This is a genomic window from Pseudomonas sp. SWRI50, from assembly GCF_014269095.1.
Classification (GTDB): Bacteria; Pseudomonadota; Gammaproteobacteria; order Pseudomonadales; family Pseudomonadaceae; genus Aquipseudomonas; species Aquipseudomonas kermanshahensis.
In genome coordinates, this window is the sequence record NZ_JABWRW010000001.1 from 185,533 (window position 1) to 197,901 (window position 12,369).

11 protein-coding genes are annotated in these 12,369 nt (G+C 63.5%); 10 read left to right on the forward strand and 1 reads right to left on the reverse strand.

Annotation, left to right across the window (positions count from 1 at the left end; genetic code table 11):
- The first annotated feature begins 73 nt into the window (after positions 1–73).
- The 8 genes from gltR to HU750_RS00930 all read left to right on the forward strand — a co-directional run bounded on the left by gltR (position 74) and on the right by HU750_RS00930 (position 9,117).
- Positions 74–799 carry a two-component system response regulator GltR gene (gltR, locus tag HU750_RS00895; RefSeq protein ID WP_186675702.1) on the forward strand — a complete coding sequence of 242 codons (726 nt, stop codon included), beginning with the start codon at positions 74–76 and terminating at the stop codon, positions 797–799.
- The gene (locus tag HU750_RS00900) at positions 780–2,234 is read left to right on the forward strand and encodes an ATP-binding protein (protein WP_027595663.1); all 1,455 of its coding nucleotides are present in this window, start codon (positions 780–782) and stop codon (positions 2,232–2,234) included. The genes gltR and HU750_RS00900 overlap by 20 nt, the downstream gene beginning before the upstream one ends.
- Positions 2,235–2,379: 145 nt before the next feature.
- Positions 2,380–3,666 carry an ABC transporter substrate-binding protein gene (locus HU750_RS00905; protein ID WP_186675704.1) on the forward strand — a complete coding sequence of 429 codons (1,287 nt, stop codon included), beginning with the start codon at positions 2,380–2,382 and terminating at the stop codon, positions 3,664–3,666.
- 189 nt (positions 3,667–3,855) lie between these two features.
- Positions 3,856–4,764 carry a carbohydrate ABC transporter permease gene (locus HU750_RS00910; RefSeq protein WP_027595665.1) on the forward strand — a complete coding sequence of 303 codons (909 nt, stop codon included), beginning with the start codon at positions 3,856–3,858 and terminating at the stop codon, positions 4,762–4,764.
- Positions 4,757–5,602: a carbohydrate ABC transporter permease gene (locus HU750_RS00915; protein ID WP_186675706.1), complete on the forward strand. Its 846-nt coding sequence runs from the start codon at positions 4,757–4,759 to the stop codon at positions 5,600–5,602. Before HU750_RS00910 ends, HU750_RS00915 begins: the two co-directional genes overlap by 8 nt.
- Before the next feature lie 3 nt (positions 5,603–5,605).
- Positions 5,606–6,760, forward strand: coding sequence for an ABC transporter ATP-binding protein (locus HU750_RS00920; RefSeq protein ID WP_186675708.1), 1,155 nt, complete (start codon positions 5,606–5,608; stop codon positions 6,758–6,760).
- A 41-nt stretch (positions 6,761–6,801) separates the two neighbouring features.
- Positions 6,802–8,145 carry a carbohydrate porin gene (locus HU750_RS00925; protein WP_099453047.1) on the forward strand — a complete coding sequence of 448 codons (1,344 nt, stop codon included), beginning with the start codon at positions 6,802–6,804 and terminating at the stop codon, positions 8,143–8,145.
- A 117-nt stretch (positions 8,146–8,262) separates the two neighbouring features.
- A complete protein-coding gene (locus HU750_RS00930) occupies positions 8,263–9,117 on the forward strand; it encodes a D-hexose-6-phosphate mutarotase (protein ID WP_027595669.1) in 855 nt (284 codons plus the stop codon).
- Here the strand turns inward: HU750_RS00930 and hexR are convergent.
- Entirely contained in the window at positions 9,110–9,973 is an 864-nt protein-coding gene (hexR, locus tag HU750_RS00935) for a DNA-binding transcriptional regulator HexR (RefSeq protein WP_172960401.1), read from the reverse strand. The genes HU750_RS00930 and hexR overlap by 8 nt on opposite strands.
- Before the next feature lie 211 nt (positions 9,974–10,184).
- Here hexR and zwf point away from each other — a divergent pair, with 211 nt between their 5' ends.
- Positions 10,185–11,654: a glucose-6-phosphate dehydrogenase gene (zwf, locus tag HU750_RS00940; RefSeq protein WP_085272690.1), complete on the forward strand. Its 1,470-nt coding sequence runs from the start codon at positions 10,185–10,187 to the stop codon at positions 11,652–11,654.
- The gene (pgl, locus tag HU750_RS00945) at positions 11,641–12,354 is read left to right on the forward strand and encodes a 6-phosphogluconolactonase (RefSeq protein WP_186675710.1); all 714 of its coding nucleotides are present in this window, start codon (positions 11,641–11,643) and stop codon (positions 12,352–12,354) included. Before zwf ends, pgl begins: the two co-directional genes overlap by 14 nt.
- Positions 12,355–12,369: the final 15 nt, after the last annotated feature.

The window sequence follows — 12,369 nt, forward strand, 5'->3', positions numbered from 1 at the left end:
CTGCAAAGCAGCCCCAATAGCAATACCCGACAGCAGGCAAAAAGACCTGCATACAACAAGAGGACGGACCATCTTGAGCACTGCCGGAAAATCGATCCTGATGGTCGACGACGACCAGGAAATCCGCGAACTGCTGCAAACCTACCTGAGCCGTTCCGGCTTCCAGGTACACGCCGAGGCCGACGGGCGGGGCTTTCGTCAGGCCCTGGAAAACACGCCCTGCGACCTGGTCATTCTCGATGTGATGCTGCCCGATGAAGATGGCTTCAGCCTGTGCCGCTGGGTGCGTCAACACCCGCGTCAAGCGCGGGTGCCGATCATCATGCTCACCGCCAGCTCTGACGAAGCCGACCGGGTCATCGGCCTGGAGCTGGGCGCCGACGACTACCTCGGCAAACCGTTCAGCCCGCGTGAACTGCAGGCGCGGATCAAGGCCTTGCTGCGCCGTGCCGAGTTCGGCCAGGCGGCGCCGAGCAGTGCCGTGCTGGCCTTTGATGACTGGCGCCTGGACACGGTCAGCCACCGCCTGTTTCACCGCGATGGCGAAGAGGTGATCTTGTCGGGTGCCGATTTCGCCCTGCTGAAACTGTTTCTCGATCACCCCCAGCAAATCCTCGACCGCGACACCATCGGCAATGCCACCCGGGGGCGTGAACCGATGCCGCTGGACCGTATCGTCGACATGGCGGTCAGCCGCCTGCGCCAGCGTCTGCGCGACACCGAAAAACCACCACGGCTGATCCGCACCGTGCGTGGCAGTGGCTACCTGCTGGCTGCCCATGTCTGCTGCGCTTCCTGAGCGGCGCTGGCGCCTGCTGCCTCGCTCGCTGCTCGGGCGCATGCTGCTGCTGACCTTGCTGGTGGTGCTGCTGGCCCAAGGCTTGTCCAGTGTCATCTGGGTCGCTCAACTGCGTGCCAGCCAGCTGCAAGGCCTGCGCGCCAGTGCCAGCAGCCTGGCCCATTCGATGAGTGCCAGCGTCAGCTACTTCCGGTCGCTGCCCGTGGCCTACCGGCCGATGGTGCTCGACCAGCTGCGCAGCATGGGTGGCACGCGCTTTTTCGTGTCGCTCAACGACAAGCCGCTGGACATGCCGGTGCTGCCCGTCACCCCACGCAAGCAGGCGGTGATCGAGGTGTTCCAGCAGGTGCTGCACGAACGCTTGGGGCCGCAGATGGAAGTCAGCGTGGCGTTCGTCGCCCCCGATGACCTGCGCATTTTCAACAGTGGCCTGAAACTCGATGAACTGCCACGTTCCTGGGCGCATTATTCGCTGACCCTAGAGCCGCTCAACCCACCCGTACTGGTGACACAGATCCGCCTGGGCGAGGGTGAGTGGCTGTACATCGCCTCGCTGCTGCCCGAGCCCTACACCGGCCTTGAGGCCGAGCGCCTGCCCCGCCAGCAGATCGGTTTCATTGTGCTCACCACCGCCTTGCTGTTGCTGTTCATCGGCCTGTTGGTGCACTGGCAAAGCTGGCCACTCAAGCGCCTGGCGCGCGCTGCGCGGGAGTTGTCGCTGGGCGCCGATGTGGCCCCCGTGGCCGAAGGCGGGGGCAGTGAGGTGGTTGAAGTCGGCCGGGCCTTCAACAGCATGCGCGAGCGGATCAGCCGCTACCTGACCGAACGCAGCCAGCTGTTCAGCGCTATTTCCCATGACCTGCGTACGCCCATCACGCGCTTGCGCCTGCGCGTCGAACTGCTGGAAGACGAGCGCCTGCAGGCCAAGTTCAGCCAAGACCTGGATGAGCTGGAGCTGTTGGTCAAAGGCGCGTTGCAGTGTGTGAAAGACACCGATATCCACGAGAACATCGAGCCGGTCGACCTTAACCAGGTGCTGGACATCCTGGCCGAGCCTTACCTTGGCGATGGCCGCATCACGGTGGAGGGCCAAGCGCTGGCGCCCTACCCGGGCAAGCCGCTGGCGTTGCGCCGCTGCATCGGCAACCTGATCGACAACGCCATCAAGTACGGCGAGCGCGCGCGGCTGCGGGTTATCGACAGCGCCGAGGGCTTTGTCCTGCAGGTCGATGACCACGGGCCGGGGGTGCCGCAGCAGCAGATGGAGCAGGTGTTCGAGCCGCACTTCAGGCTGGCCGGGCAGCAGCAGGGGTACGGGTTGGGCTTAGGGATTGCGCGCAACATAGCCCATAGCCATGGCGGTGAAGTGAGCTTGCTCAACCTGCGCGAGGGTGGTTTGCGGGTCACGTTGTATCTGCCGCGAGGGCTGGAGTGAGCGTGTGTGCGGGTATCCCCGCGAATGTCACCAAACGATGACATTCGCGCATCGCTTCGTTACCTGGCGCGTCGGCTACGCCGCTTAGACTGCATGCAACGCAAGCGACCGACTTGCACGGCATAACAACAAGAAAGGTGCTTCGATGAATTCCACGCTCCGTCTCGCTGCCGCGATTTCCCTCGCTTCTCTGTTCCCGCTCAGCGCCCTCGCTGCCGATGCCAAAGGCAATGTCGAGGTCGTGCACTGGTGGACCTCCGGTGGTGAAAAGGCCGCTGTCGATGTGCTCAAGGCGCAAGTCGAGAAAGATGGTTTTACCTGGAAGGACGGTGCAGTTGCCGGCGGTGGCGGTGCCACGGCCATGACCGTGCTGAAAAGCCGCGCGGTGGCCGGCAACCCGCCAGGTGTCGCGCAGATCAAAGGCCCCGATATCCAGGATTGGGCCGCGACCGGCTTGCTCGACAGCGCCGTGCTGAAGGACGTGGCGAAGGACGAAAAATGGGACAGCCTGCTCGACCAGAAAGTCGCTAACGTCGTCAAGTACGACGGTGACTACGTCGCGGTGCCGGTCAACATCCACCGCACCAACTGGCTGTGGATCAACCCCGAGGTCTTCAAAAAAGCCGGCATCGAAAAAGCGCCCGCGACCCTCGACGAATTCTACACCGCCGCCGACAAGCTCAAGGCGGCCGGCTTCATCCCGCTCGCCCACGGTGGCCAGCCGTGGCAGGACAGCACTGTCTTCGAAAGCGTGGCGCTCTCGGTGATGGGCGTGGAAGGCTACAAGAAGGCCATGGTCGACTTGGACAGCGCCACACTGACCGGCCCGGACATGATCAAGGCGTTGACCGAGCTGAAGAAGATCGCCACCTACATGGACCCTGACGGCAAAGGCCAGGACTGGAACCTAGAGGCGAACAAGGTCATCAACGGCAAGGCCGGCATGCAGATCATGGGTGACTGGGCCAAGAGCGAGTGGACCTTGGCCAACAAGGTCGCGGGCAAAGACTACCAGTGCGTGCCGTTCCCCGGCACGAGCAATGGCTTCCTGTACAACATCGACTCGCTGGTGGTGTTCAAGCAGAAGGACCCCGGCACGGCGGCCGGCCAGCAGGACATCGCCAGGAAGGTGCTGGGTACGGACTTCCAGAAGGTGTTCAGCACCAACAAAGGCTCGATCCCGGTGCGTAACGACATGCTCGCCGACATGGGCGCGTACGGCTTCGACGCCTGCGCCCAGACCTCGGCCAAGGACTTCCTGGCTGACGCCAAGACCGGCGGCCTGCAGCCGAGCATGGCGCACAACATGGCCACCACGCTGGCCGTGCAGGGCGCCTTCTTCGATGTGGTGACCAACTACATCAACGACCCCAAGGCCGATCCGGCCGACGCGGCGAAGAAGCTGGCAGCGGCGATCAAGGCCGCCCAATAGCCAATTCCAAATCAGGCGCATTGCTCTTGTAGGAGCGGCCTTGCGTCGCGAAGGGCTGCGTAGCAGCCCCAGGCCCTCAAGAAAAAGACAACCCGACAGAGCGTGCAGGCTACCCGTGGGGCTGCTGCGCAGCCCTTTCGCGACGCAAGGCCGCTCCTACACAAGTGAGCAACGCCTTTAAGGTGATCTATGACCACAACCACCGCCCAATTGCGGGCCTCACCCCTGGACGCTCTCCAGCGCTGGCTACCCAAACTGGTACTGGCACCGAGCATGTTCATCGTCCTGGTCGGCTTCTACGGCTACATCCTGTGGACCTTCGTGCTGTCGTTCACCACCTCGACGTTCTTGCCCACCTACAAGTGGGCGGGTTTGGCGCAGTACGCGCGGCTGTTCGACAACGACCGCTGGTGGGTGGCGAGCAAGAACCTGCTGCTGTTCGGCGGCCTGTTCATCGCCATCAGCCTGGCCATCGGCGTGTTGCTGGCGGTGCTGCTGGACCAGCGCATTCGCCGCGAAGGCTTCATCCGCACTATTTACCTGTACCCCATGGCCCTGTCGATGATCGTCACCGGCACTGCCTGGAAGTGGCTGCTCAACCCCGGCATGGGCCTGGACAAACTGCTGCGCGATTGGGGCTGGGAAGGTTTTCGCCTGGACTGGCTGATCGACCCTGACCGGGTGGTGTACTGCCTGGTGATCGCCGCGGTATGGCAGGCCTCGGGCTTCATCATGGCGATGTTCCTGGCGGGCCTGCGTGGCGTCGATCAGTCGATCATCCGCGCCGCCCAGATGGACGGCGCCAGCCTGCCGCGCATCTACTGGACCGTGGTGCTGCCAAGCCTGCGCCCGGTGTTTTTCAGTGCGCTGATGATCCTCTCGCACATCGCCATCAAGAGCTTCGACCTGGTCGCGGCAATGACCGCCGGTGGCCCGGGGTACTCCTCTGACCTGCCAGCGATGTTCATGTATTCGTTCACCTTCAGCCGCGGCCAGATGGGCATGGGCTCGGCCAGTGCCATCCTCATGCTCGGGGCGATCCTGGCGATCCTCGTGCCTTACCTGTACTCGGAGCTGCGGAGCAAACGCCATGCATAGCCCTGCCGACAAACCGGCGCTGAGCCTCGGCCGCCTGGCCATCCACGCGGTACTGCTGCTTGCGGTGGTGCTTTACCTGGTACCGCTGGTGGTGATGCTGCTGACCAGCTTCAAAACCCCGGAAGACATCAGCACCGGCAACCTGCTGAGCTGGCCGACGGTGGTCAGCGGCATTGGCTGGGTCAAGGCCTGGGGTACCGTCAGTGGTTACTTCTGGAACTCGATCTTGATCACCGTACCGGCGGTGCTGATCTCCACGGCCATTGGCGCGCTGAATGGCTATGTGTTGTCGATGTGGCGCTTCCGCGGTTCGCAGCTGTTCTTCGGTTTGCTGTTGTTCGGCTGCTTCCTGCCGTTCCAGACCGTGCTGCTGCCAGCCTCGTTCACCCTCGGCAAGCTCGGCCTGGCCAGCACCACCGGTGGCCTGGTGCTGGTGCACGTGGTCTACGGCCTGGCCTTCACCACGCTGTTCTTTCGCAACTTCTACGTGAGCATCCCCGAGGCGCTGGTCAAGGCCGCGCGCCTGGACGGTGCCGGGTTTTTCACCATTTTCCGCCGCATCATCCTGCCGATGTCGACACCGATCATCATGGTCTGCCTGATCTGGCAGTTCACCCAGATCTGGAACGACTTCCTGTTCGGCGTGGTGTTCTCCAGCGGCGACTCGCAACCGATCACCGTGGCCCTCAACAACCTGGTCAACACCAGCACCGGGGCCAAGGAATACAACGTCGACATGGCGGCGGCGATGATCGCCGGCCTGCCAACCCTGCTGGTCTATGTGGTGGCAGGCAAGTATTTCGTCCGCGGCCTCACGGCCGGCGCCGTCAAGGGGTAAGTCATGGCAACGCTTGAACTTCGCAATGTGAACAAGACCTACGGCAGCGGCCTGCCGGACACCCTCAAGGACATCCAGCTGTCGATCAAGGACGGCGAGTTCCTGATCTTGGTCGGCCCTTCGGGCTGTGGCAAGTCGACCTTGATGAACTGCATCGCCGGCCTCGAGCACATCAGCGGCGGCGCGATCCTGATCGATGACCAGGACGTCAGCGGCATGAGCCCCAAGGACCGGGACATCGCCATGGTGTTCCAGTCCTACGCGCTGTACCCGACCATGAGCGTGCGCGAGAACATCGAGTTTGGCCTGAAGATTCGCAAGATGCCTCAGGCCGCCATCGACGAAGAGGTGGCGCGGGTCGCCAAGCTGCTGCAGATCGAGCACCTGCTGGCGCGCAAGCCGGCGCAGTTGTCCGGTGGCCAGCAGCAGCGTGTGGCCATGGGCCGGGCGCTGGCGCGGCGGCCGAAGATCTACCTGTTTGACGAACCGCTTTCCAACCTCGACGCCAAGCTGCGGGTCGAGATGCGCACCGAAATGAAACTGATGCACCAGCGCCTGAAGACCACCACGGTGTATGTCACCCACGACCAGATCGAAGCCATGACCCTGGGCGACAAAGTGGCGGTAATGAAGGACGGCATCATCCAGCAGTTCGGCACCCCGCAGCAGATCTACAACGACCCGGCCAACCAGTTCGTCGCCAGCTTCATCGGCTCGCCGCCGATGAACTTCATCCCAGCTCGCCTGGCCCGGCAAGAGGGGCGCCTGCTGGCGCTGCTCGACAGCGGCCAAGCGCGCTGCGAGCTGCCCTTGGGCCTGGCCAGTGATGAATTGGACGGGCGCGAGATCATCCTCGGCATCCGCCCCGAGCAGATCGCCCTTGGCACGGGGGAGGGCAACGGCCTGCCCGGCATTCGCGCCGACGTGCAGGTGACCGAGCCCACCGGGCCTGACCTGCTGGTGTTCGTCACCCTCAACCAGACCAAGGTCTGCTGCCGCCTGGCCCCGGATGTGGCGTGCCGGGTTGGCGATAGCCTCAACCTGCAATTCGACCCGGCGCGGGTGCTGCTGTTCGACGCCGCCAGCGGTGAGCGCCTGGACGTGAGCACCGCCAACGCTTCAGTGAAGGACAACGTGACTCACTTCAAGAGCCGTTGAATCGTCTACACCATCAATAAGAAAAAAGAGGACGCAAAGGGATGGAACAGCGCAATCGCATCAAGACCTTGGGCTCATTGGCCTTGCTTGCCGTGGTGGGCAGCAGTGGGGCGCAGGCCGCCGAGGCTTTCTCCAGCGAGTCAAAATGGATGACCGGCGACTGGGGCGGCACCCGCACCGAGCTGCTGGAAAAAGGCTACGACTTCACCCTCGACTACGTCGGCGAAGTGGCCGGTAACCTCAACGGCGGCTACAACGACGACAAGACGGCGCGCTACAGCGACCAGTTTGCCCTTGGCGCGCACTTGGACTTGCAGAAGATCCTGGGTTGGCACGATGCCGAATTCAAATTAGCGATCACCGAGCGCAGCGGCCGCAACCTGTCCAACGACCGCATCAGCGACCCGCGTGCCGGGCAATTCAGCTCGGTGCAGGAAGTGTGGGGGCGCGGCCAGACCTGGCGGCTGACGCAGATGTGGGTCAAGCAGAAGTACTTCGACGGGGCGCTAGACGTCAAGTTCGGCCGCTTCGGCGAAGGCGAGGACTTCAACAGCTTCCCCTGCGACTTCCAGAACCTGGCGTTCTGCGGCTCGCAGGTAGGTAACTGGGTGGGTGGCATCTGGTACAACTGGCCGGTCAGCCAGTGGGCGCTGCGGGTCAAGTACAACATCACGCCGGAATTCTTCGTCCAGGTCGGCGCCTTCGAGCAAAACCCCTCGAACCTTGAAACCGGTAACGGCTTCAAACTCAGCGGCAGCGGCACCAAGGGTGCGATCCTGCCGGTGGAGGCGGTGTGGTCGCCCAAGGTCAATGGCCTGCCGGGTGAATACCGCCTGGGTTACTACTACAGCACGGCCAAGGCCGACGACGTGTACGACGACGTCAATGGCAACCCGCAGGCCCTGACGGGCGCGGCTTTCAAGTCGCATTCGAGCAAGCACGGTTGGTGGGTGGTGGCGCAGCAGCAGGTCACGGCCCACGGCGGTGACGTCAACCGTGGCCTCAGCCTGTTCGCCAACTTTACCGTGCACGACAAGGCCACCAACGTGGTCGACAACTACCAGCAGGTCGGCCTGGTGTACAAGGGCGCCTTCGATGCTCGGCCCAAGGATGACATCGGCTTTGGCGTCGCGCGGATCCACGTCAACGACGACGTGAAGAAGCGCGCCGAGCTGCTCAATGGCCAGAGCGGCATCAACGACTACGACAACCCAGGCTTCGTGCCGCTGCAGCGCACCGAGTACAACGCCGAGCTCTATTACGGCTTCCACGTCACCAACTGGCTGACGGTGCGCCCGAACCTTCAGTACATCAAGAGCCCCGGTGGTGTGGATGAGGTGGATAACGCGCTGGTCGCGGGCTTGAAGATTCAGTCGTCATTCTGAGGGCATTTGTTGTAAATTTACGCCAATCCATTTTCGGCTCCCGGCATCCACTGGCTTGCAGTGGTTGTCGGGGATAGGCCGAGACAGCGCTATCTCAAACAACAAGAGCTCTGAACCATGCCCGAACATCCGCTACATCGCTTCTTTTCCTCGCAACGGCCCCGGCCGACGTTCGAGTGGGAGCGTTACCAGCAGCGCGATGTGCTGATCATCGACCACCCCCGTTGCCAGGCGGTATTCAGCCGGCAGGGTGCGCAGTTGCTGCACTTTCAACCGGCCGGCGAACGGCCTTGGCTGTGGTGCGCCGAACAGTGGCCGCAAGTGGGGGCCATTCGTGGCGGTGTGCCGGTGTGTTGGCCCTGGTATGGCCGCCACCCCAGCGAAGACTTGTGGCCGGCCCATGGCTGGGCGCGCCTGCTCGACTGGAAGCTGGTGGACAGCCGCGAGGATGAAGAGGGTGTGACGCTGAAGTGGCGGTTGGACCTGTGCGACTGGCAAGTCGACCTGCATGCGCGGCTGGGCAGCCGTATGGAGCTGAGCCTGAGCACCGAGCACCAGGACAGCGAACCCTGCCAGCTGAGCCATGCGCTGCTGGCGTACTGGCGTATCAGTGACGTGTCCGAGATAGCGCTGTCTGGGCTTGAGGATATCGAAGGTTACGACCGCCTGAACCGCCAGGCCTGCCGCGAAGATGGCGCGCTGAAGCTCAAGGGCGGCTGCCAGAAAGTGTACCCGGGCACCCCGCGGGTGCAGCTACAGGACCCGGCCTGGCAGCGGGAGCTGTGCATCGATACCGGTGACAGCGACGATACCGTGGTCTGGCACCCGGGCAATCGCCCGCTGATGGGCGTGAGCGGTCGCGAGTGCCTGGGCTTTGTTTGTGTCGAAGCCGCCAGTGGCAGTGGCGAGGGCCTCAGCCTGGCCCCGGGGCAGCGTGCCCACTTGCGTTTGCAGGCGCACCGGCTCAGTTGAGCTCGTCGTCCTCGATCGGGTAGCGGCTGGCGTTGAGGCTTTCCTTGATCTTGCGCAGGTGCGGCTGGAAGTCCACGCCGCGGCGCAGGGTCATGCCGGTGGCCAGCACGTCGAGCACGGTCAGCTGGATGATCCGCGAGGTCATCGGCATGTAGATGTCGGTGTCTTCTGGCAACGGAATGTGCAGGCTCAGGCTGCAGGCCTGGGCCAGCGGCGAGCCGGCAGCGGTCAGGCCAAGTACCGAGGCGCCGTTTTCGCGGGCCACGCGTGCCACCTCGACCAGCTCACGGGTACGGCCGGTGTAGGAGATGATCACGAACAGGTCGCCGGTGTGGGCCACCGAGGCCAGCATGCGTTGCATCAGCACGTCGGCGTGGGCCGACACCGCCAGGTTGAAGCGGAAGAACTTGTGCTGGGCGTCCAGCGCCACGGGGGCCGAGGCACCCAGGCCGAAGAAGTGGATCTGCCGGGCCTGGATCATCATGTCCACGGCGCGGCTGACCTGCTGCGGGTCGAGTTGCTGGCAGGCACTGTCGAGCGAGGCGATGGCGCTGCCGAAAATCTTCTGGGTGTAGGCGGCAGGGTCATCGTCGGCCTCGACCGCGCGGCTGACATAGGCAGCGCCACTGGCCAGGCTCTGCGCCAGTTGCAGCTTGAGCTCGGGGTAGCCGCTGACGCCGAACGAACGGCAGAAGCGGTTGACGGTCGGTTCGCTGACCTTGGCCGCCTGGGCCAGCGCAGCAATGCTGAACCGGGTGGCTTGTTGTGGGTTGAGCAGGATGACTTCGGCGACTTTGCGTTCGGCCTTGTTCAGCTCGTCGAGGCGTCCCTGGATCTGTTCCAGGAGGTTTCGCACGCGGTCCATGGGTGTGTCCTTGGGTCGGGAAGACAGCCGGCTGACGGAGCAGCAGGCCTTTTGCACGGTCGTCTATCGTACTGTCGGTGCGTGTGGCGCACCACTTGTCTGTAATACTCGTCGGTAATGTTGTTAGTTTTACTACATTACCCCTTGAAAACCGTATGTGAAAGCGGTATTCCTAGACCAACTTTAGGAAAGAACCAACATCATGGCTGCGATCAGTGTCGAACCTTGCACCTTTGCCCTGTTTGGCGCCCTGGGCGACCTGGCATTGCGCAAGCTGTTTCCTGCGCTTTACCAGCTCGACCGCGCCGACCTGCTGCACCCGGACACGCGTCTGTTGGCGCTGGCCCGCGAGAGCGGCAGTGCGCAGGACCACCTGAGCACCATCGAAGCGCATTTGCGCCGGCATGTCCCCGACGCGGACCTTGAGCCCGCGACACTGGGCCGCTTCCTCGGCCGGCTGAGCTACCAGCACCTGGATTTTCTCCAGCCCGAGGGCTACCAGGCGCTGGCTGAGCAGTCGCCGGGCGAGCTGCCCTTGATTGCCTATTTCGCCACGGCGGCGGCCGTTTATGGTGCCATCTGCGAGAACCTCGACAGAGCTGGCCTGGCCTCCCGTACCCGGGTGGTGCTGGAAAAACCGATCGGCCACGACCTGGAGTCGTCGCGCCGGGTCAACGATGCCGTGGCACGGTTCTTCCCCGAGAACCGGGTGTACCGCATCGACCACTACCTGGGCAAGGAGACGGTGCAGAACCTGATCGCGCTGCGCTTTGCCAACAGCCTGTTCGAAACCCAGTGGAACCAGAATTCGATCTCGCATGTGGAGATCACCGTGGCCGAAAAGGTCGGCATCGAAGGCCGCTGGGGCTATTTCGACAAGGCCGGCCAGCTGCGTGACATGATCCAGAACCACCTGCTGCAGCTGTTGTGCCTGATCGCCATGGACCCGCCCAGCGAACTCTCGGCAGACAGCATTCGCGACGAGAAGGTCAAGGTGCTCAAGGCCCTGGCACCGATCACCGGCGAAGGGCTGAGCACCCGTGTGGTGCGTGGCCAGTACATTGCCGGTTACAGCGACGGCAAACCGGTGCCCGGTTATCTGGAAGAAGACAACGCCAACGCGCAGAGCGACACCGAGACGTTCGTTGCCCTGCGCGCCGATATCCGCAACTGGCGCTGGTCGGGCGTGCCGTTCTACCTGCGCACCGGCAAGCGCATGCCGCAGAAGCTGTCGCAGATCGTCATCCACTTCAAGGAAACACCGCACTACATCTTCGCCCCGGAACAACGTTTGCAGGTGGGTAACAAGCTGATCATCCGTCTGCAACCGGACGAAGGTATTTCTTTAAGGGTGATGACCAAGGAGCAAGGCCTGGACAAGGGCATGCAACTGCGCAGCGGCCCGTTGCAGCTGAATTTTTCCGATGCCTGGCGCAGCGCGCGGATTCCGGATGCCTACGAACGCCTGTTGCTCGAGGTGATGCGCGGCAACCAGAACCTGTTCGTGCGCAAGGATGAAATTGAATATGCCTGGAAATGGTGCGACCAGTTGATCGCCGGCTGGCAAAGCGCAGGTGATGCGCCCAAGCCTTACGCGGCGGGCTCCTGGGGGCCGATGAGCTCGATTGCACTGATCACACGAGATGGGAGGGCGTGGTATGGCGATATCTGAACTGCAACTGCCGGCGGCGGTGAAGGCGCACGAACTGGCGGATGCCAAGACCCTGGCCGCAACGCTGGCCCGGGATGTGGCCGAGCGCCTGCGGGTGGCAATTGCCGCCAAAGGCCAGGCCTGCGTGGTGTTGTCCGGTGGGCGCAGCCCGGTGCCGTTTCTCGAGCGCTTGGCCGCCGAGGCGCTGGACTGGTCGAAGGTCACCGTGAGCCTCGCGGATGAGCGCTGGGTGCCGGTGGAGCATGCCGACAGCAATGCTGGCCTGCTGGCCCGCCACCTGCTCAAGGGCACTGCCGCCAAGGCACGCTTCATGGGCCTGTATCAGCAGGCTGAAAATCTTGAGCGCGCCGCCGCCAACGCCGACCAGGCGCTGGCAGACCTGCCCGCCATCGACGTGTTGGTGCTGGGCATGGGCGACGACGGCCATACTGCTTCGCTGTTCCCGAACAGCCCCAACCTGGACGACGGCCTGGCCCCAAACAGCTCCCGTCGCTGCCTGCCGATGCTGGCGCCCAGCGTGCCGCATCAGCGCCTGTCGATGACCCGCGCCTTGCTGGCCAGTGCCGCGTTTACCGCGCTGTCCGTGCAAGGCCAGGGCAAACTCGCTACCCTGCGCGCCGCGCTGGCGGGCGAAGACCTTACCGAAATGCCGATACGCGCCTTTCTTCACGACCCCCTGGACATCTACTGGTGCCCATGAGCCAAGGATCCACTG

Coding starts and splice junctions, on each gene's coding strand:
- HU750_RS00915 (WP_186675706.1), top strand. CDS start 4,757: ATGCATAGCCCTGCCGACAAACCGGCGCTGAGCCTCGGCCGCCTGGCC.
- HU750_RS00930 (WP_027595669.1), top strand. CDS start 8,263: ATGCCCGAACATCCGCTACATCGCTTCTTTTCCTCGCAACGGCCCCGG.
- HU750_RS00910 (WP_027595665.1), top strand. CDS start 3,856: ATGACCACAACCACCGCCCAATTGCGGGCCTCACCCCTGGACGCTCTC.
- pgl (WP_186675710.1), top strand. CDS start 11,641: ATGGCGATATCTGAACTGCAACTGCCGGCGGCGGTGAAGGCGCACGAA.
- HU750_RS00925 (WP_099453047.1), top strand. CDS start 6,802: ATGGAACAGCGCAATCGCATCAAGACCTTGGGCTCATTGGCCTTGCTT.
- zwf (WP_085272690.1), top strand. CDS start 10,185: ATGGCTGCGATCAGTGTCGAACCTTGCACCTTTGCCCTGTTTGGCGCC.
- HU750_RS00900 (WP_027595663.1), top strand. CDS start 780: ATGTCTGCTGCGCTTCCTGAGCGGCGCTGGCGCCTGCTGCCTCGCTCG.
- HU750_RS00920 (WP_186675708.1), top strand. CDS start 5,606: ATGGCAACGCTTGAACTTCGCAATGTGAACAAGACCTACGGCAGCGGC.
- HU750_RS00905 (WP_186675704.1), top strand. CDS start 2,380: ATGAATTCCACGCTCCGTCTCGCTGCCGCGATTTCCCTCGCTTCTCTG.